At 61.8% G+C, this 19372-nt stretch carries 15 protein-coding genes and 1 pseudogene; 10 read left to right on the forward strand and 6 right to left on the reverse strand.

Annotation, left to right across the window (positions count from 1 at the left end; all coding sequences use genetic code 11):
• Positions 1 to 226: 226 nt before the first annotated feature.
• From DMY87_RS12990 to DMY87_RS13015, 6 genes are all read left to right on the forward strand, one after another.
• Positions 227 to 1129: a branched-chain amino acid ABC transporter permease gene (locus DMY87_RS12990; RefSeq protein WP_110791868.1), complete on the forward strand. Its 903-nt coding sequence runs from the start codon at positions 227 to 229 to the stop codon at positions 1127 to 1129.
• 4 nt (positions 1130 to 1133) lie between these two features.
• Positions 1134 to 2528 carry a high-affinity branched-chain amino acid ABC transporter permease LivM gene (gene livM / locus DMY87_RS12995; RefSeq protein ID WP_110791870.1) on the forward strand — a complete coding sequence of 465 codons (1395 nt, stop codon included), beginning with the start codon at positions 1134 to 1136 and terminating at the stop codon, positions 2526 to 2528.
• A complete protein-coding gene (locus tag DMY87_RS13000) occupies positions 2528 to 3400 on the forward strand; it encodes an ABC transporter ATP-binding protein (RefSeq protein ID WP_110791872.1) in 873 nt (290 codons plus the stop codon). Before livM ends, DMY87_RS13000 begins: the two co-directional genes overlap by 1 nt.
• Positions 3400 to 4128: an ABC transporter ATP-binding protein gene (locus DMY87_RS13005; protein WP_110791873.1), complete on the forward strand. Its 729-nt coding sequence runs from the start codon at positions 3400 to 3402 to the stop codon at positions 4126 to 4128. The genes DMY87_RS13000 and DMY87_RS13005 overlap by 1 nt, the downstream gene beginning before the upstream one ends.
• Positions 4129 to 4146: 18 nt before the next feature.
• The gene (locus DMY87_RS13010; RefSeq protein ID WP_110791875.1) at positions 4147 to 4500 is read left to right on the forward strand and encodes a DUF6867 family protein; all 354 of its coding nucleotides are present in this window, start codon (positions 4147 to 4149) and stop codon (positions 4498 to 4500) included.
• A 142-nt stretch (positions 4501 to 4642) separates the two neighbouring features.
• Positions 4643 to 5761, forward strand: coding sequence for a branched-chain amino acid ABC transporter substrate-binding protein (locus tag DMY87_RS13015; protein ID WP_110791877.1), 1119 nt, complete (start codon positions 4643 to 4645; stop codon positions 5759 to 5761).
• 246 nt (positions 5762 to 6007) lie between these two features.
• On the opposite strand, the gene DMY87_RS13025 is transcribed toward DMY87_RS13015, so the two are convergent.
• The 6 genes and pseudogenes from DMY87_RS13025 to DMY87_RS13045 all read right to left on the reverse strand — a co-directional run bounded on the left by DMY87_RS13025 (position 6008) and on the right by DMY87_RS13045 (position 14037).
• Positions 6008 to 6931 (reverse strand): response regulator transcription factor, encoded by a 924-nt coding sequence (locus DMY87_RS13025; RefSeq protein ID WP_110791881.1) that lies wholly within the window; start codon positions 6929 to 6931, stop codon positions 6008 to 6010.
• The gene (locus DMY87_RS13030) at positions 6924 to 10307 is read right to left on the reverse strand and encodes a hybrid sensor histidine kinase/response regulator (protein ID WP_110791882.1); all 3384 of its coding nucleotides are present in this window, start codon (positions 10305 to 10307) and stop codon (positions 6924 to 6926) included. The genes DMY87_RS13025 and DMY87_RS13030 overlap by 8 nt, the downstream gene beginning before the upstream one ends.
• Positions 10308 to 10409: 102 nt before the next feature.
• Complete coding sequence (locus DMY87_RS13035) at positions 10410 to 10868, reverse strand: DUF5680 domain-containing protein (protein ID WP_110791884.1); 459 nt, start codon at positions 10866 to 10868, stop codon at positions 10410 to 10412.
• A 108-nt stretch (positions 10869 to 10976) separates the two neighbouring features.
• Entirely contained in the window at positions 10977 to 11699 is a 723-nt protein-coding gene (locus tag DMY87_RS24635; RefSeq protein ID WP_425353500.1) for a response regulator, read from the reverse strand.
• 93 nt (positions 11700 to 11792) lie between these two features.
• A pseudogene (locus tag DMY87_RS13040) lies at positions 11793 to 13520 on the reverse strand (GAF domain-containing protein); the annotation flags it as partial.
• The gene (locus DMY87_RS13045) at positions 13477 to 14037 is read right to left on the reverse strand and encodes a biliverdin-producing heme oxygenase (protein ID WP_245408911.1); all 561 of its coding nucleotides are present in this window, start codon (positions 14035 to 14037) and stop codon (positions 13477 to 13479) included. The gene DMY87_RS13045 and the pseudogene DMY87_RS13040, both read right to left, overlap by 44 nt.
• Before the next feature lie 273 nt (positions 14038 to 14310).
• Between DMY87_RS13045 and urtA the strand changes: the two genes are divergently transcribed.
• The 4 genes from urtA (at position 14311) to urtD (ending at position 19372) form a co-directional block, all read left to right on the forward strand.
• Complete coding sequence (gene urtA / locus DMY87_RS13050; RefSeq protein ID WP_110791889.1) at positions 14311 to 15600, forward strand: urea ABC transporter substrate-binding protein; 1290 nt, start codon at positions 14311 to 14313, stop codon at positions 15598 to 15600.
• Between the two features lie 241 nt (positions 15601 to 15841).
• Positions 15842 to 17446, forward strand: coding sequence for an urea ABC transporter permease subunit UrtB (gene urtB / locus DMY87_RS13055; RefSeq protein WP_110791891.1), 1605 nt, complete (start codon positions 15842 to 15844; stop codon positions 17444 to 17446).
• Positions 17443 to 18612: an urea ABC transporter permease subunit UrtC gene (urtC, locus tag DMY87_RS13060; protein ID WP_110791893.1), complete on the forward strand. Its 1170-nt coding sequence runs from the start codon at positions 17443 to 17445 to the stop codon at positions 18610 to 18612. Before urtB ends, urtC begins: the two co-directional genes overlap by 4 nt.
• 4 nt (positions 18613 to 18616) lie before the next feature.
• Positions 18617 to 19372, forward strand: coding sequence for an urea ABC transporter ATP-binding protein UrtD (gene urtD / locus DMY87_RS13065; protein WP_110791894.1), 756 nt, complete (start codon positions 18617 to 18619; stop codon positions 19370 to 19372).

The following is a 19372-nucleotide window of genomic DNA, read 5'->3' on the forward strand; positions in this document are numbered from 1 at the left end:
GCAGGCCGCCTCCGGTGACCTGCTGATTTCATAGACTTTTTCTGCCGCTTTTTTGTGTTCGGTGAACCCGACAGTGCCAAACTGTTGGTAAACGGTAACATTTTGGCCGTTATTTGCCTTTTTGGCTTCACATTTTCCGACAAAACGATATGGAATCCCTCATACCCATGCCCGCATGGGGCAACAAAATGAGACGCAACATTCAGGCGCGTCCGGGGGATAATATATGGAGTACTTCATCCAGCAGCTCATCAACGGGCTGACTCTTGGATCCATCTATGGCCTCGTGGCTATCGGCTATACGATGGTTTACGGCATCATCGGCATGATCAACTTCGCCCATGGCGACATCTTCATGCTCGGCGGCTTTGCCGCTCTGATCGTCTTCCTCATTCTCACCACCTTCTTTGCCGGCATCCCGGTGGCGCTTGCGCTGCTGATCATGCTGGTGGTCTCCATGCTGATGACCGGGTTGTGGAACTGGACGATCGAGCGCGTCGCCTATCGGCCGCTGCGTGGTTCGTTCCGACTGGCACCGCTGATCACCGCGATCGGCATGTCGATCGTGCTGTCGAACTTCATCCAGATCTCGCAGGGTCCGCGCAACAAGCCGATCCCGGCTCTGGTCAGCGACGTCGTGCATATCGGCAACGTCACCATCGCGCTCAAGCAGGTGATCATCGTCGTCATCACGGCGGTTCTGCTCGCGGCCTTCTGGTACATCGTCAACAAGACGCCGCTTGGCCGTGCCCAGCGCGCAACCGAGCAGGACCGCAAGATGGCCGCCCTTCTCGGCGTCGACGTCGACCGCACGATTTCCGTCACCTTCGTAATGGGGGCAGCACTCGCGGCCGTCGCCGGCACGATGTATCTGATGTATTATGGCGTGGCTTCGTTCAACGACGGCTTCATTCCCGGCGTCAAGGCCTTCACGGCCGCAGTTCTGGGCGGTATCGGCTCGCTGCCGGGTGCCGTTCTGGGCGGGTTGCTGATCGGCCTGATCGAGTCGCTGTGGTCCGCTTACTTCAGCATCGCCTACAAGGATGTCGCCACCTTCGGCATCCTGGCGTTCGTGCTGATCTTCAAGCCGACCGGCATTCTCGGTCGACCGGAAGTCGAGAAGGTTTGATCCGATGACAACATCCGCACAAGCAAACGGTGCCGCTTCGTCCGGCACGATGGCGCGCGCGCTGAAGGAAGGCCTGTTCGCAGGCGTTCTCTCGCTCGGTCTGTTCATCCTCTATATCGGGATCAAGACCGACCAGAACATGGCCAACGAACTGGTCTGGTACACGCGTCCCGGCCTGCTCGCTGTCTTCGTCGGCATCGCCGCCGTCGGTCGCTTCGCGCTCGTCGCCTTCGTCTATCCCTGGCTTTCCGAGCGCAAGGAGAAGAAGTCGGCCGCGATGCCGGTTCACGACATCGATGCCAAGCCGAGCTTTTTCAAGACACACTTCCTGAAGATCGCACTCGTTGCGCTCATCCTCTATCCGCCTGTCATTGTCGCGCTGTCCGGCACGCAAGGGGCGCTGAAATATGTCGACAACTTCGGCATCCAGATCCTGATCTACGTCATGCTGGCCTGGGGCCTCAACATCGTCGTCGGTCTCGCCGGTCTGCTCGACCTGGGTTATGTCGCCTTCTATGCGGTCGGCGCCTATTCCTATGCGCTGCTCGCCCAGAACTTCGGCCTGTCCTTCTGGATCCTTCTGCCGCTCGCCGGCATCCTGGCCGCCTTCTGGGGCATCATCCTCGGCTTCCCGGTCCTGCGTCTGAAGGGTGACTATCTTGCCATCGTGACGCTCGCCTTCGGGGAAATCATCCGACTGGTGCTGATCAACTGGCAGGATGTGACAAAGGGCACTTTCGGCATCTCCAGCATTCCGAAGGCGACGCTGTTCGGCATTCCCTTCGATGCGTCTGCCGGTGGCTTCGCCAAGACCTTCGGCCTGCCGATGTCGTCCGCCTATTACAAGATCTACCTGTTCTACGTGATCCTGGCGCTCTGCTGCCTGACCGCCTATGTGACGATCAGGCTGCGTCGCATGCCGATCGGCCGGGCCTGGGAAGCGCTGCGTGAGGACGAGATCGCCTGCCGCTCGCTCGGCATCAACACCGTCACGACAAAGCTCACCGCCTTTGCGATCGGTGCGATGTTCGGTGGTTTCGCCGGGTCCTTCTTTGCCGCCCGCCAGGGCTTCGTGTCGCCGGAAAGCTTCGTCTTCCTCGAATCCGCCGTCATCCTCGCGATCGTCGTTCTCGGCGGCATGGGATCGCTGACGGGCATCGCGGTTGCGGCGATCGTCATGATAGGCGGAACGGAAGCGCTGCGTGAAATGGAGTTCCTGAAGCACATCTTCGGCGAAGACTTCACGCCGGAACTGTACCGCATGCTGCTCTTCGGGCTGGCCATGGTCGTGGTCATGCTGTTCAAGCCACGCGGCTTCGTCGGCAGCAGAGAGCCGACGGCCTTCCTCAAGGAACGCAAGGCCGTCTCGGGCAGCTTTACCAAGGAAGGTCACGGCTGATGACTTCCGGGAACACCACCATGAGCAATGACACCATCCTGAAGGTCGAGCATCTGTCGATGCGCTTTGGCGGCCTGATGGCCATCAACGACTTCTCCTTCGAAGCCAAGCGCGGTGAAATCACCGCGCTGATCGGACCCAACGGTGCCGGCAAGACCACCGTCTTCAACTGCATCACCGGCTTTTATCGGCCGACGATGGGGATGATCACGCTGACGCAGAAGTCCGGCGACCAGTATCTGCTGGAACGTCTGCCGGATTTCGAAATCCCGAAAAAGGCCAAGGTCGCGCGTACCTTCCAGAACATCCGCCTGTTCTCAGGCCTGACCGTTCTCGAAAACCTGCTGGTTGCCCAGCACAATGCGCTGATGAAGGCGTCCGGTTACACCGTTCTCGGCCTGCTCGGCCTGCCCGCCTACAAGAAGGCGGCAGACGAGGCGATCGAGAAGGCGCGTTACTGGCTGGAAAAGGCCGATCTCATCGATCGTGCCGATGATCCGGCGGGCGACCTGCCTTACGGCGCACAGCGGCGGCTGGAAATCTGCCGTGCCATGTGCACCGGTCCTGAACTGCTGTGCCTGGACGAGCCGGCCGCCGGCCTGAACCCGAAGGAGTCGCTTGCGCTCAACACGCTGTTGCGCAGCATTCGCGACGAGGGCACCTCGCTGCTTCTGATCGAGCACGACATGTCCGTCGTGATGCAGATTTCCGACCATGTCGTGGTGCTGGAATACGGCCAGAAGATCTCCGACGGCACGCCTGATCATGTGAAGAACGACCCGAAGGTCATCGCGGCCTATCTGGGCGTCGAGGATGAAGAATTGGACGAAGTGATCCACGAAGTCGAAGCGATTGCCGGAGGGAACAACTGATGTCCTCTGAACCGCTTCTGAAAGTCTCCGGCGTCGAGACCTATTACGGTAATATCCGTGCGCTCGGCGGCGTCGACGTCGAAGTCCACAAGGGCGAGATCGTCTCGCTGATCGGTGCCAACGGTGCCGGCAAGTCGACCTTGATGATGACGATCTGCGGCAGCCCGCAGGCGCGCACCGGTAATATCATCTTCGACGGCGAGGATATCACCAGGCTGCCGACCCATCTGATCGCCCGTCGCCGCATCGCCCAGTCGCCGGAAGGCCGTCGCATCTTCCCGCGCATGACCGTGATGGAAAACCTGCAGATGGGTGCCGGTCTCGACAACATGAAGTTCTTTGCCGAGGACGTGGAGAAGGTCTTCACCATGTTCCCGCGCCTCAAGGAACGCCAGGCGCAGCGCGGCGGCACCCTGTCGGGCGGCGAACAGCAGATGCTCTCCATCGGCCGTGCGCTGATGTCGCGTCCGAAACTGCTCCTGCTCGACGAGCCGTCGCTCGGTCTCGCACCGCTGATCGTCAAGGGGATCTTCGAGCAGATCAAGCGCCTCAACAAGGAAGAGGGGCTGACCGTCTTCCTCGTCGAGCAGAATGCCTTTGCTGCGCTGAAGCTCTCCGACCGGGCCTATGTGATGGTGAACGGCAATGTCACCATGAGCGGCACGGGCAAGGAACTGCTCGCCGATCCGTCGGTCCGGGCGGCCTATCTCGAAGGCGGCCATCATTGAGCGCGCGGAGGATTTGACATGCAAGGTTTGTTTTTCGAAAGCGATACCACCGTTCGCCTGGTGCTGAGGTTCCTCGTTCTGCTGCTCGGTTTCTGGACCGCCTGGCGTTCGGGGCGGGCCGTGGCCGAGAACTGGCAGGGCTATGGCACCGTCGTCGTCTATGCCTTCGGCCTCGGCATCGCGATGCGCTTCCTGCACTATTCGCTGTTCGGCGGGCCGTTCATCAGCCCGTTCTTCTACCTGGTCGACGTGGTGCTTCTGCTGGCCTTCGCGATGGCCGGATTCCAGGCGCGCCGGGCCACCCAGATGGTCGACAACTATTACTGGCTTTATGAGAGAACATCCTATCTCTCGTGGAAGAAGAAAGATTGACAAGGTGTTGTTTTCTGTCACAGATTGGCGACAGAGAGCCTCGGCTTGAAATAACGAGTGGAACAGTTTTCCGGCGCAGTGAGAGCGGGTATTGCGCACGGTCTCTAAACCCAAACCCGCATAAAAAACTGGGAGTAACAGTATGAAGAAGTCTCTCCTCTCGGCGGTTGCGCTGTCGGCCATGGTTGCCTTCAGCGGCAACGCCTGGGCTGACATCCTCGTCGGCGTTGCCGGTCCGCTGACCGGTCCGAACGCCGCCTTCGGTGCACAGCTCCAGAAGGGCGCCGAACAGGCTGCCGCCGACATCAATGCCGCTGGCGGCATCAATGGCGAACAGATCAAGATCGTGCTCGGCGACGACGTGTCGGACGCCAAGCAGGGCGTCTCGGTCGCCAACAAGTTCGTTGCTGACGGCGTGAAGTTCGTCGTCGGTCACTTCAACTCGGGCGTTTCGATCCCGGCTTCTGAAGTCTATGCCGAAAACGGCATCCTGCAGATCACGCCGGCTTCGACCAACCCGCAGTTCACCGAGCGCGGTCTGTGGAACACCTTCCGCACCTGCGGCCGTGACGACCAGCAGGGCGCAGTTGCCGGCAAGTACATCGCCGACAACTTCAAGGACGCCAAGGTTGCCGTCGTTCACGACAAGACTCCTTATGGCCAGGGCCTCGCCGACGAGACCAAGAAGGCCATGAATGAGCTCGGCGTGACCGAAGCCATCTACGAAGGCATCACCCCCGGTGAAAAGGACTACTCGGCCCTGATCGCCAAGATGAAGGAAGCCGGCGTTTCCGTCGTCTACTTCGGCGGTCTGCACACCGAAGCCGGCCTGATCCTGCGCCAGATGGCATCGCAGGGCCTGAAGGCCACCATGATGTCCGGCGACGGCATCACCTCGAACGAACTTGCTTCGATCGCCGGTGACGCAGTCGAAGGCACGCTGATGACCTTCCCGCCGGATCCGCGCCAGAACCCGAACGCAGCCGACGCCGTCAAGAAGTTCCGTGACGCCGGCTTCGAACCGGAAGCCTACACGCTGTACTCCTACGCTGCCCTGCAGGTTATCGCAGAAGCCGCCAAGGCTGCCGCAACCAACGACTCGGAAGCTGTTGCGACCGCGCTGAAGGAAAAGGGCCCGTACACGACCGTCATCGGCGAACTCGGCTTCGACGCCAAGGGCGACATCACCCGCCCGGACTACGTCATGTACACCTGGAAGAAGGGCGAGGACGGCAAGTACTCGTACTTCCAGAACAAGTAATCGATCCAGTTTTGGAACGACGGAAAACCCGGCCTTGTGCCGGGTTTTCTGCGTCTGGGGCAGGGGGACTGGTTAGGATTTAGCCAATAGCCAATAGCCAATAGCCAATGGGCCTCTGGCCCGTCGTTTGGGGCGTATGGTGGGTCTACACTTTGGAGCTTGCAGCGCTGCGTTGGCTATCGGATTTTTACTGCCTACTGCCTACTGCCTACTGCCTACTGCCTACTGCCTACTGCCTACTGCCTTTCACGTCTCGCGCAGCACATGGGCGGCCTTGACCGCCGCAGAAGCCCGGTTTTCGACGCCGAGCTTCGAGTAAATCTGCTCCAGATGTTTGTTCACCGTGCGCGAGGACAGGCCCAAAATCTCGCCGATGTCGCGGTTGGCCTTGCCCTTGGCGATCCAGAGCAGGACCTCGCTTTCGCGGTGGGTGAGGCCGAAGCGTTCGCGCAGCATTTCGTCTTCGCTCTGGCGATTGGCCGAGGTCAGGCGGAAGAGATATTCGTCCGCCCCGATCGTCCCGAGCAGGGAGAGGGTCAGCGGCAGGCCCGATGTGCCGGGGAAGGGGAAGCTGGCCTCACCTGTCTGGGCAGCGCCACTGCGTCTGGCCGAGAGCCAGGCGGCTGCGGCCCTTGCGACGGCGTTGATGCCGTCGGCATGGCCGGTGGCGGTTTCGATCAGGCGATTGGCCTGGGGGGTGGTCCAGTGCACCTGTCCATCGCCCCGGATCGCCAGCAGGTGGCGGCCGGCGGCGTCGAGGGCGACGCGGGCGCTCTGGGCCGAGCGGGCGTTGGACAGATGGACGCGGATGCGGGCGCGCAATTCGTCGATGTTGATCGGCTTGGTCAGATAATCGACGCCGCCGGATTCCAGTGCCTTCACCACATGTTCGGTTTCGGTCAGCCCCGTCATGAAGATGACCGGGACCTGGGCGACGACCGGATCGGCCTTCAGCGCACGGCAGGTCTCGAAGCCGTCCATGCCGGGCATCACGGCATCGAGCAGGATGAGGTCCGGGCTGATGCGCGCGACGATCGAGAGCGCCGCGTGACCGGATGTCGCGATCAGCACGGAATAGCCGGAGGCTTCCAGGGCTTCGGTCAGGAAACCGAGCGCATCGGGGCTGTCGTCGACGAGGAGAACGATATCGCGCCTGGTGGCCTCAGCCATGCATGGCCTCCCTGTCGGTTTCGAAGGCGGTGAGGAAGCTGCGCAGGCCGGCAAGGTCGAAGGCCTGCACATGGGCGCGGGCGGTGTCGACAAAGGCTGCGTGGCTCCCCAGTCCCGCCAGTTCGGCAAGCTTGGCCTCGATGCCGCGGATATAGCCGATGTCGCAAAGGCTGATCAATTCCTCCAGATGGGCGCTTCCGGGCGATACAGGTTTTTGTGGCTGTAGCGCCGGCTGCAGCAGGCGCGGGTCGTCGGCATAGATCCAGTCGAGGCCGAGGAAGCGGGCAAGCTTGTCGCGCAGGCGCGAGATGTCGACCGGCTTGGTGATCGCGTCATCATGGCCTTCGCCGCCGGGGGCGGGAGCATCGCCGACATTGGCCGAGAGCATCAGGATCGGCGCCTTCTGGCCGGCATCGCGCAGCTTTTCCACCAGCTGCCAGCCGTTCATGCCGGGCATGGCGATGTCGACGAGGAAGAGGTCGGGTTTCACGCCCTGAATGAGCGTCAGGCATTCCGGGCCGCCGGCTGCGGTCAGCACGACGAAGTCGAGCGGGGCCAGCACCTCGCGCATCAGGTCGCGGTGATCCTCGTTGTCGTCAACGACGACGATGGTGCGGCGCGGGCCGGTATAGGAGACGATCTTCCGTTCCGGGGCAGGGGCCGTGTTGGGCCGGTCGATGGCCGAGAGCATCAGGCGGATCTTGAAGGTCGAGCCCTTGTCGCGCTCGCTCGTGACCGAGATTTCGCCGCCCAGCGTCTGGGTGAGCAGCTTGGTGATGGTGAGGCCGAGGCCAAGGCCCGGTTGTGGGCGGATATTGTCGGCCTCGCCGCGCTGGAAGGGTTCGTAGATGCGGGTGAGGTCCTTTTCCGCAATGCCGCGGCCGGTGTCGCTGACCGTGAAGGTGGCGACCTGACTGCGATAATCGACCGCGAAGCGGATCGTGCCTTCGTCGGTGAACTTGATCGCGTTTGACAGGAGGTTGACGAGGATCTGGCGGATGCGGCGCTCATCGGTGCGCACGTAAAGCGGCAGGTTGCGCGAGCGCTGGTGCTCGAAGAGGATGCCCTTGGCAGCCGCCTGGGGGGCGAACATGTCGATGAGCTGGTCGAGGAAATCCTGGATATTGACCTCATTGGAGAAGACCTGCAGGCGGCCGGCCTCGATCTTCGAGATGTCCAGCAGGCCGTCGATCAGGCCCGACAGGTGATCGGCGGAGCGGCGGATGACCTTGATCGCCGACTGGCGCGGCACGGGGATCGTCTCGTCGCGCTCGAGGATCTGGGCGTAACCCAGCACGGCATTAAGCGGCGTGCGCAATTCGTGGCTGAGGCCGACCACATAGCGGCTCTTGGCGCGGTTGGCGGCCTCCGCGGTTTCCTTGGCGTTCTGCAGAGCCGCGTCGGTCTTGCGGTGGGCGGCGATTTCCTTGAGCAGAAGCGTGTTCTGGCGCGAGGATTCCTCCTCTGCGACCAGCCGGCTGTCATGGGCGAGCACATAGAACCACGAGACGATTCCGGCGATGATGGCGAAGATGAAGAAGACGACCAGCACTGTGCGGTCGACAACCTCGGTCATTTCAGGGGTCGCGACATTCACCTGATGGGCGATCAGCGCGAGGATCGCGCCGATCAACGAGATCGAGGCCATGGCGGTCAGCGCGTAGCGGCCAAGCCGGGTGGAGAATTTTTGGAGCAGCACGTCCGGCAGGACGGTGCGGGCGACCGCTCCCGCCTGGGCGTTGATCTTCGCATGCGGCTTGCACATGTCGTGGCAGCGGCTGTCGAGCGTGCAGCACAGCGAACAGATCGGCGCGGCATAGGCCGGGCACCAGGCCATGTCTTCCGGCTCGAAAGGGTGTTCGCAGACCGAGCAGGTGATGCCGGTCAGGTTCTTCCAGCTGTGGCGGGGTTTGCGGGCGAGATAGAACTTGCCCTTCGTTCCCCAGGCGATCAGCGGCGAAATCAGAAAGGCCACAAGGGTGACATAGGTCGACAGCGAGGCCATCAGGGCGCCGAAGGTGCCGAAATGGGCGGCCAGCGCCAGGCTCGCCGAGAGCAGCATCGTACCGCAGCCGACCGGGTTGATGTCGTAAAGATGGGCGCGCTTGAACTCGATGCCGGGGGGCGACAGGCCGAGGTTCTTGTTGACGAAGAGATCGGCGGAAATGGCGCAGAGCCAGCTCATGGCGATGATCGAGAAGATGCCGAGCGTCTCCTCCAGCAGGCCGTAGATGCCGAGTTCCATCAGGAGGAGGGCGATCGCCACGTTGAAAACGAGCCAGACAACGCGGCCCGGATGGCTGTGGGTCAGGCGCGAGAAGAAGTTCGACCAGGCGAGCGAGCCGGCATAGGCGTTCATCACGTTGATCTTCAGCTGCGAGATGACCACGAAGGCCGCCATCATCATCAGGGCTGCCGTCTGGTTGGGGATCATGTAGCCGAAAGCGGCAACATACATATGCGCCGGATCGGCGGCTTCCCCGATCGGGACACCCGTCGAGAGCGTCAAGACGGCGAGGAAGGAGCCGGCCAGCAGTTTTGGCACGCCAAGCACCACCCAGCCCGCTCCCGCCAGGAAAATCGCGACGCGATGGTGCAGCTTGCGGGCTCCCTCCGGCGGGAGGAAGCGCAGGAAATCGACCTGTTCGCCGATTTGCGGCATCAGCGCCAGGATGACTGCGGAGGCGGCGCCGAATTCCAGCAGGTCGAACGGTGCGGCGCCGCCCAGATGGGCGTTCGAATGGCCGATGCCGGCAAAGGCGCGCCAGAGGTCGATCTTCTCCCAGTCGAGAAAGGCGATGAAGACGAAGGGCAGGATGTTGAGCACGATCCAGACCGGCTGGGTGAGCAGCTGGAATTTGGAGATCATGCGGATGCCGTAGGTGACGAGCGGAAGAACGACGACGGCGGAGATGATATAGCCGAGCCAAAGCGGTATGCCGAAGGCAAGCTCCAGCGCCTTGGTCATGATCGACGCCTCGATGGCGAAGAGCATGAAGGTGAAGCTTGCATAGATCAGCGAGGTGATGGTCGAGCCGATATAGCCGAAACCGGCGCCGCGCGTCAGGAGATCAATGTCGACGCCGTGGCGGATCGCGTAGCGGCTGATCGGCACTCCGACCAGAAGCATGAGGATCGCAGCCACCACGATGGCGAAGAAGGCATTGGTGGTGCCGTAAGCCAGCGTGATCGTGCCGCCGATCGCTTCCAGTGCCAGGAAGGAGATCGCGCCGATCGCCGTCTGGGAAATACGGCTCGATGAGAATTTTCGGGCGCTCTTGGCGGTGAAGCGGAGCGCATAGTCTTCCAGCGTCTGGTTGGCGACCCAACGATTGTATTCGCGGCGGACAGGAATGATGCGTTGGCGTGCCGGCATGCCTAATTTCTAGCGCTTGCTTGGAGGTGATGTAGCTTTAGGCATTTTCACGGGATTGCGCAGAATAGCAAGGGCACTGAAGGAATGGCGAGCGCCAGGGCTTTATGGCTTTATCAGCCCGCCATGGTAATCCAGCTGGTAGGCAAGTCGCCCGTCCACAAGGATGCGCTCGACGCCCTGAAAACCTGCGAGGCTGCCGACGGATTCGTCGACGTACTCGCCCAGCGGATGCTGAAAGCTGAACCCGCCGAGAAAGCGGTTCTCCAGGTAGAGAGCGCTGAGCGCTCTCTGGATGACGGTGCCGGCCCGCTCCCCGTCGATCCGTTCCGGATCAAGAATGCGCCCATAATAGTTCATGGCCCAGATCGGTTCGCCGTTCTTCCAGACCACCTCCTGGCCGATAAAGTCCGTGCCGCCGTAGTAGCCGTCGAGATAGCGGAAGGGGCCGCGCGCATAAGTCAGTTCATGCGCCGCCATGCGGGAAGAGATTGGTTCCTTCGCCTTGCCGCCCATGTAGCTTGCCGCCTTTGCTTCGACGATGAATTGTTCAAGTGCACGCATTCTCGTCTCCCTTTTGGAACATAAAGAGAACGTACGATGCGTGAAAACGCCGTGCAACCCTGTTTTTACAGGGGGGTGCAGCAGAAACGACTGTCGGTCAGGGGGCAATCACCTGCCTTGGAGGCGGTCGGACAAAGCCTTCAACAGGGCCACGGAATCATAGGGCTTTCTGACCACCGGTACGTCGGCAAAGCCTTCCGGAACGATCGAGCGGTCGTCATATCCCGTGGCGAAGACGAAGGGGATGCCAAGGCGCGCCAACTCCTCGGCAACGGGTACGGAGGTGTCGCGGCCGAGATTGATGTCGAGAATGGCAATGGCCGGACGGAAGGATTTGAGCCTGTTCAAAGCGTCTGTGCTGGAGCTTGCCGTCACGACGTTTTCGATCCCGGCGTCCGCCAGCATCATTTCGGCGTCCATGGCGATCAGCACCTGGTCTTCGACCAGAAGCACGGGAACGCCTGCCTGAAGCGGCTGGCTTTGCCCTGTCGGCTGGGCGTCTTCCACGGGCGGCAGCTCCTCGGCGATCGCAGGGGTCTCCCAATTGAGGAAACGGCCGGGAATGCAGAATTCCGCGGCCAGACCCTCCGGTTTATAGTCGAGATGGCTAGTGCCGCCTAGATCGTAGGGGATGCTGCGCTCGATGAGCGCAGTGCCGAAGCCTTTGCGACCAATCGGGCCGATGGCTGGACCGCCGCTCTCGTTCCACCGGATCAGACAGTCGTCGTCCGCTGTCCGCTGCCATTCCACGGTCAGTGCGCCGCCGGGACGCGACAGCGCGCCATACTTGGCGGCATTGGTGCAGAGCTCGTGGATGACGAGGGCTGCCACCGCATGGGCGCGTGCGTCGAGCGTGACGGTGCCGCCGGTCAGTGTCAGCGTGTTGAGCCCCGCGCGATAGGGCAGGAGCTCTGCCTGCAGCAGGTCCGACAGAGAGCCGCCGCCGCCGCCGCGCGTCAGTTGATCATGGGCGTGGGAGAGGGCGTGAATGCGGCCGCGCAGAGAGCCGATGTAATGTTCGATCGGCACTTCTTCCTGGCCGGGGGCCGCCACCAGCGACTTGATCACCGCAAGGATGTTCTTGACGCGATGGTTCAGTTCCTCGTTCAGCATGCGCTGGCGGATGTCGGCCTTGCTGCGCTCTTCCTGCATCAGCTCGTTGTGGCGCAATACGATCTCGACCGTCGCCGAGCGGATCGCTTCGGCGATTTCGAAATCGGCCTCGCGCCATCCCTCGGCCTGATGGCGCACGGTTTCCTTCCAGATGGCGAAGCTCTTGCGCGGCGTCAGCCGGTCACCGAGCGGCCCCACCTCGTAGGTCTTTTCCGGATTGCCGGCCCAGTTCAGGGTCTGCAGGCGCTCCTTGCGGAAGAAGAACAGGTAGTCGCGGGGGATCTGTGACAGGGGAACGGAGAGCACGCCTGAGACGACCTCCGGGTAATCCGCCGCGGGGAAATCGGTGGAGAGGGATTTTGTCCCCCAGATCCGCCCTTCCGAGTTCCTGCTGACGAAAGCGGCCAAGGCCTCTTCCTCGCCTTCCGGCGGCACGGTGCCGATGGCTGTCCAGCGGTCCTTCATCCAAAGACCGACACCATCGCAGGCGAGCAGCTTCTGAAACTCCGGCAGGGCGCTTGCCAGGATCTGGTCGACATCCGTCTGATGCGATGCCGACTGGAGGAAGCGGTCGAGCGCCCGACGGGCTTCGGTGGTAATGTCGAGCTTGCGCTTCTGGCGAAGCGACAGGAGATGCAGCGAAAAGAATTCGCCGAACATTTCCGCAGCGATCCGCTCCGACATGGTGAGTGTCTTCGGTGCGTAGTGATGGCAGGCGATCAGGCCCCAAAGCTTGTCGTCGACGATGATCGAGATCGACATGGAGGCCGCCACGCCCATGTTGCGCAAGTATTCGCAATGGATCGGTGAGACGCTGCGCAAATGAGCAAAGGAGAGATCCAGCGGCTGCCTTGCCTCGTCGTCTTGCGGCAGCAGGGGAACGCGGGTGCCGCTGGCGTCGGAGATGACCCGGATCGGGTTCTGCATATAGAGAATGCGGGCCTGGCGGGGAATGTCGCTCGCGGGAAAATACTGGCCGAGAAAGCTTTCAAGATCTGCCCGCTTGGCCTCGCTCGCGACCTTGCCGGACCCGTCGTCCTCGAAGCGGTAGATCATCACCCTGTCATAACCCAGCACCGTGCGAACCAGTTTGGCGGAGGACGAAATCAGAAGGTCGATGTCGGCGATGTCCTTCACCCGGCCGATCATTTCGCGCGCCAGCTGGAGCGGCTGGGTGCGGCGCAGAGAAGGCTCGAATTCGAGGATCGCGCCGTCCTGCTGGCGGTGAACGGCGATGTCGAAGTGATCGCCGTTGGGAAGACGCAGATGTGCAATGACGGCGGGGCGGCTCGCATCCGGTGCCTGGGCGATGGCGTTGCGCAGATCGTGGGTCGCGTCTTCGCCCAGCAGATCGGCGACTTGGCGTCCCTTCAGCTCACCTTCGGTGCGCAGCATGCTCGTGGCGTTGGCGGAATAACGGCGGATGACGGTAACGCCTGGGTCACAAGCGAGAAGACATCCATGAGGCTGGATGCTGCCGGGTATGTGGATCGGTTCACGGTCGCAATTGGACAAGTCGACGGTGGAGGCGGTGAGCATTCATGGCACTTTCGAAGGCGTTGCGGGCATAGTCGAAGGCGGTGTCGGCCCAAGTGGAAGCGGCCCGTTCGTCGTACACACACACGTTCTCCATACGCGCCGAGAACGCGCGCCAGCTCGAAAAGTTCCGTGCCTGCGCAAAAAGATGACGGGCTCCCCTTTGCTCGGTAAAGCCGATGGCTTCCGCCCGCTTGGCAAGAAGGCGGGCGCCGAGCGCCGAGCCTTCCAGCACATAGAGAAGTCCGATCAGGCCGTCGCCATCCGGCAGCTCCAGCGGCGGCAGGTCCGTGGGGAGGGGGATGTCGAGATCCTGCAGGTCGGCGAGAAGGTCTTCGCCATAGAGGCCCGGTTGCCAATCCCCGAAGCCGGGCGGCAGGGGCTGCGTTGCAAGCCACGCCTCCACTGGCAGACGGAAGCGTGCCATGCCATCGAGATAGCGGGCATAGGAGGCCGGCGTGTCGAAACTGCCGATCATCGTATCGAGCGCGTGATGTGCCTCGGCGGTGCTTGTTTTCAAACCCAACCGCCTGGGGGAGAGATCCATGGTTCGTCTTTCGCTGTTCAATTCTATCCTAATGGTATGCCATGACGAATGACAAGCTGTGCGCCGATGGGCCTCCACATATCTAAACGGAGGAGCGATCCACCCGAAGGCCTCTTCCCCCTTTACCCCCCTGACCTACGTCAAACGACGTATACGGTTTTGCGGCGCAGCATCCGATAGTCCCCTCCAGCAACGGTTAAATTTCATTAACCGACCGGTTGCGACCAAGAAGAGGGGATCACAACAATGTCCATGAAGATGAAACTGACAGGCGCGCTTCTCGGCGCCATGCTGTCGACGACCGCCTTTAACGGCGCGTTCGCCGCAGACGACACCATCAAGATCGGCGTTCTCCATTCGCTGTCGGGCACGATGGCGATCTCGGAAACGACGCTGAAAGACGCCATGCTGATGCTCATCGACGAGCAGAACAAGAAGGGTGGCGTTCTCGGCAAGAAGCTCGAAGCCGTCGTGGTCGACCCGGCCTCCGACTGGCCGTTGTTTGCCGAAAAGGCCCGCGAGCTGATTTCCAAGGACAAGGTCGCTGCCGTTTTCGGTTGCTGGACCTCGTCGTCGCGCAAGTCCGTCCTGCCTGTTTTCGAAGAGCTCAATTCCATCCTCTTCTACCCGGTGCAGTACGAGGGGGAAGAATCCTCGCGCAACATTTTCTACACGGGGGCGGCTCCGAACCAGCAGGCGATCCCGGCCGTCGATTACCTGGCTGAAAACGAAGGCGTTGAGCGCTGGGTTCTCGCCGGCACCGACTACGTCTATCCGCAGACGACCAACAAGATCCTCAAAGCCTATCTGATGTCCAAGGGCGTTGCCGAAGAAGACATCATGATCAACTACACGCCGTTCGGTCATTCCGACTGGCAGACCATCGTTTCCGACATCAAGAAGTTCGGCTCGGCCGGCAAGAAGACCGCCGTTGTCTCGACCATCAATGGTGACGCGAACGTTCCGTTCTACAAGGAACTGGGCAACCAGGGCATCAAGGCCGAAGACATCCCGGTCGTCGCCTTCTCCGTCGGCGAAGAAGAGCTCGCCGGCCTCGACACGACCCCGCTGGTCGGTCACCTCGCCGCCTGGAACTACTTCCAGTCCGTCGATGCGCCCGTCAATGCCGAGTTCATCAAGACCTGGCATGCCTTCACCAAGAACGACAAGCGCGTGACCAACGACCCGATGGAAGCTGCCTATATCGGCTTCAACGCCTGGGTTAAGGCCGTCGAGGCTGCCGGCACCACCGACACCGACGCCGTTCTCGACTCGATCATCGGCGTTGCCGTTCCGAACCTCTCGGGTGGCTATTCGACCGTCATGCCGAACCACCACATCACCAAGCCGGTCCTGATCGGCGAGATCCAGGCCGACGGCCAGTTCGAAATCGTCCAGCAGACCCCTGCCGTTGTCGGCGACGAATGGTCGGATTATCTGCCAGATTCCAAGGACCTGATCTCCGATTGGCGCAAGCCGATGGAATGCGGCAACTTCAACGTTGCCACCGGCAAGTGCGGCGGCAAGGGCAGCTGATCGGCTTTCCTCCAACTCCCCCTTGAGGGGGAGGTCATCGCGTAAGCGATGGGTGGGGGTGATCTCGTGCACGATGTCACCCCACCCCGAACCTTCGGTTCGACCCTCCCCCTCAAGGGGAGGGTGTTCGCGGAACGCCCACAACGGAACACTTCTTCTCCCCGTTCACGGGGAGAAGGTGCCGGCAGGCGGATGAGGGGCTGTCCAGGCTCCGCCGCCCCGCCAACCGGGGGACAACAGAATGCTGATCCGTTTTTTCACACTCGCCTTCCTATTCCTTTCCTTCGCCGCGCCATCCTTCGCGCAGAGCGATCCGCGCGATCTCCTGAACGCGCTCGGAAAGGCTAATTTCAAACAGGCCGAAGAACTGCTCGGGCAGATCGCGGCGACTGCGGACGCCCGCGTCGTACCGGCGCTCGAAGCCTTTGCTGAGGGTGACCTTTATGTCCGCAAGTCGGACAATCAGGTCTTCATCACCAAACCTGCCGGCAGCAATCTCGCCGCGATCGATCCGCTTACGGGCGAGACGGTTGGGGAGGAGCCGAAGGGCGCCTTCACCAAGATCAAGGTCAACAACACGCTGCGCCGGGCGATCCGTTCGGCGCTGGGCGGGTTGACGCTGCTCAGCCCCGATCGCAGCGTGCGACTGGCCGCCGCCCAGGCGGTTCTGCAGTCGCCGAGTGCGGAAAACCTGGCCTTGATCGAAACCGCCCTGGCTTCCGAGGCGGACGCCGAAGTCAAGGCGCGCATGGAAGAGGCGCGGGCCGTCTCCGTGCTCGCCTCCGACCGCTCGGCCGATGACAAGCGCGCCGCCATCGCCACCGTTGCCTCCCTTGGTGGACGCGAGGCGGTCGGTATCCTGATGTCGGTCTCCGGCACCATCGACGAAAGCCTGAAACCCGATCTCGACAAGGCGATCGCCAAGATCGAGAGCGGCCTCATGTTCTGGGATATGGGGCAGAACGTCTGGTACGGCATTTCCCTCGGCTCAGTGCTGCTGCTTGCGGCCATCGGCCTTGCCATCACCTTCGGCGTGATGGGCATCATCAACATGGCGCATGGCGAGATGGTGATGATCGGGGCCTATTCCACCTTCGTGGTGCAGCAGGTGATCCGCACCAACTACCCCGAGCTGTTCGACTGGTCGCTGGCGATTGCGCTGCCGGTCGCCTTCCTAGTCACCGCCGCCGTTGGACTCGTCATCGAGCGCGGCGTGATCCGATTCCTTTATGGCCGGCCGCTCGAAACGCTGCTCGCCACCTGGGGCATTTCGCTGATCCTGCAGCAGACGATCCGGACGATCTTCGGCCCGACCAACCAGGAGGTCGGCAATCCCTCCTGGATGTCCGGCTCGTTTGCGCTGGGTGGTCTCACCATCACCTGGAACCGCATGTGGATCGTGCTCTTCTCGCTCACCATCTTCTTTGCGCTGCTGACACTGATGAAGCGTTCCGCCTTCGGGTTGCAGATGCGCGCCGTGACGCAGAACCGGCGGATGGCCTCGTCCATGGGCATTCGCACGCCCTGGGTCGATGCCTTCACCTTCGCGCTCGGCTCGGGCATTGCCGGGATCGCCGGTGTGGCGCTCAGCCAGATCGACAACGTCTCGCCGAACCTCGGGCAGTCCTACATCATCGACAGTTTCATGGTCGTGGTCTTCGGCGGTGTCGGCAATCTCTGGGGCACGTTTGTCGGGGCCTTGTCGCTCGGCATCCTCAACAAGTTCCTCGAACCCTCGGTCGGGGCGGTGCTTGGCAAGATCCTGGTTCTCGTCCTGATCATCCTCTTCATTCAGAAACGACCGCGCGGGCTCTTCGCGCTCAAGGGAAGGGCGGTGGAAGCATGATCAGCGGCTTCATCCTGCGCGCACTCGACGGCAAGATCGTCATCGCCATCGGCGTCCTCCTCGGCTTTGCCCTGCTGGTGCCGGCACTCAACCTGCTGACGCCGCCCGACAGCGCACTGCATGTTCCAACCTATGTGGTGTCGCTGCTCGGCAAATATCTCTGCTATGCGCTCCTGGCGCTCGCACTTGACCTCGTCTGGGGCTATTGCGGCATCCTCTCGCTCGGCCACGGCGCCTTCTTTGCGCTCGGCGGTTATGCCATGGGCATGTATCTGATGCGCCAGATCGGCTCTCGTGGCGTCTATGGCGACCCGATTTTGCCCGACTTCATGGTCTTCCTGAACTGGAAGGAACTGCCCTGGTTCTGGCATGGGATGAATTATTTCCCGGTCGCCATGGCCATGGTTCTGCTCGTCCCCGGCCTGCTCGCCTTCGTCTTCGGCTGGTTTGCCTTCCGCTCCCGCGTCAACGGCGTCTATCTGTCGATCATTACCCAGGCGATGACCTATGCGCTGCTGCTCGCCTTCTTCCGCAACGATATGGGCTTTGGCGGCAATAACGGCCTCACCGACTACAAGGAAATCCTCGGCTTCAACGTGCAGGCCGATGGCACACGGGCCGTACTCTTCGCATTGTCGGCGGTTTTCCTGGCGCTCTGTCTTCTGATTGCCTCGGCGATCACGCGCTCGAAGTTCGGCAAGGTTCTGGTCGGGGTGCGCGATGCGGAAAGCCGCGTGCGCTTCCTCGGCTACCGCGTCGAGAACATCAAGCTCTTCACTTTCGTCGTCTCGGCGATGATGGCGGGCATTGCCGGTGCGCTTTTCGTGCCGCAGGTTGGCATCATCAATCCCGGCGAATTCGCGCCCGCCAATTCCATCGAAGTCGTCGTGTGGACGGCTGTCGGCGGGCGCGGCACGCTGATCGGGCCGATCATCGGCGCGATCCTCGTCAATGTCGGAAAAAGCTACTTTACCGGCGCCTTTCCCGATCTCTGGCTGTTTGCCCTCGGCGGCCTCTTCATCTTCGTCACGCTGTTCCTGCCCAAGGGCATTGTCGGCACCGTCCAGGCCACTCTCGCCAAGCGCAAGGATTATGCCCGCGAGGCGGACAAGGATGCGGCGAACAGCGACGTGAAACCCGAACCGGCCACGGTGGCTGCGGAGTGATGTGATGAGCGACAAGACCACGTCCAGCCTTCTCTATCTCAACGGCGTGTCCGTCTCCTTCGACGGCTTCAAGGCGCTGAATTCCCTGTCCTTCATCGTAGAGCCCGGTGAGCTTCGTGCGATCATCGGCCCCAACGGCGCCGGCAAGACGACCATGATGGACATCATCACCGGCAAGACCCGGCCCGACAGCGGCGACGTCTTCTTCGACGGCGGTAAGATTGACCTGACGAAGAGGGACGAAGCCGAAATCGCCCAGCTGGGCATCGGCAGAAAATTCCAGAAGCCGACGGTGTTCGAAAGCCACACCGTCTGGGACAATCTGGAACTGGCGCTGAACCGCAAGCGCGGCGTCTTTGCCACGCTGTTCTACAGCCTGACGGCCGGGGACAAGGCGCGTATCGAGGAGATCCTCGAGACCGTGCGCCTGACCCACCGCAAGGACGAACTGGCCGCCAATCTCTCCCATGGCCAGAAGCAGTGGCTGGAGATCGGCATGCTGCTCGCCCAGGAACCGAAGCTTCTGCTCGTCGACGAGCCGGTGGCCGGTATGACCGATGCGGAAACGGCGGAGACGGCGATCCTCTTGAAGGAAATCGCCAAGACCCGCTCCGTTGTCGTCGTCGAACACGACATGGGTTTCATCCGCGACCTCGGGGTGAAAGTGACGTGTCTGGCGGAAGGTTCGGTGCTGGCCGAGGGGGCGATCGATTTCGTCTCGAATGACCAGAAGGTCATCGAGAATTATCTGGGGCGGTGA

Origin of the sequence: Peteryoungia wuzhouensis (assembly GCF_003205195.1) — a bacterium.
In the GTDB taxonomy this organism is placed as follows: domain Bacteria; phylum Pseudomonadota; class Alphaproteobacteria; order Rhizobiales; family Rhizobiaceae; genus Allorhizobium; species Allorhizobium wuzhouense.

Bases quoted from the DNA above. Each gene is read 5' to 3' on its own strand.
- DMY87_RS12990 (WP_110791868.1), top strand. From the start codon at position 227: ATGGAGTACTTCATCCAGCAGCTCATCAACGGGCTGACTCTTGGATCC.
- livM (WP_110791870.1), top strand. From the start codon at position 1,134: ATGACAACATCCGCACAAGCAAACGGTGCCGCTTCGTCCGGCACGATG.
- DMY87_RS13000 (WP_110791872.1), top strand. From the start codon at position 2,528: ATGACTTCCGGGAACACCACCATGAGCAATGACACCATCCTGAAGGTC.
- DMY87_RS13005 (WP_110791873.1), top strand. From the start codon at position 3,400: ATGTCCTCTGAACCGCTTCTGAAAGTCTCCGGCGTCGAGACCTATTAC.
- DMY87_RS13010 (WP_110791875.1), top strand. From the start codon at position 4,147: ATGCAAGGTTTGTTTTTCGAAAGCGATACCACCGTTCGCCTGGTGCTG.
- DMY87_RS13015 (WP_110791877.1), top strand. From the start codon at position 4,643: ATGAAGAAGTCTCTCCTCTCGGCGGTTGCGCTGTCGGCCATGGTTGCC.
- DMY87_RS13025 (WP_110791881.1), bottom strand. From the start codon at position 6,931: ATGGCTGAGGCCACCAGGCGCGATATCGTTCTCCTCGTCGACGACAGC.
- DMY87_RS13030 (WP_110791882.1), bottom strand. From the start codon at position 10,307: ATGCCGGCACGCCAACGCATCATTCCTGTCCGCCGCGAATACAATCGT.
- DMY87_RS13035 (WP_110791884.1), bottom strand. From the start codon at position 10,868: ATGCGTGCACTTGAACAATTCATCGTCGAAGCAAAGGCGGCAAGCTAC.
- urtA (WP_110791889.1), top strand. From the start codon at position 14,311: ATGTCCATGAAGATGAAACTGACAGGCGCGCTTCTCGGCGCCATGCTG.
- urtB (WP_110791891.1), top strand. From the start codon at position 15,842: ATGCTGATCCGTTTTTTCACACTCGCCTTCCTATTCCTTTCCTTCGCC.
- urtC (WP_110791893.1), top strand. From the start codon at position 17,443: ATGATCAGCGGCTTCATCCTGCGCGCACTCGACGGCAAGATCGTCATC.
- urtD (WP_110791894.1), top strand. From the start codon at position 18,617: ATGAGCGACAAGACCACGTCCAGCCTTCTCTATCTCAACGGCGTGTCC.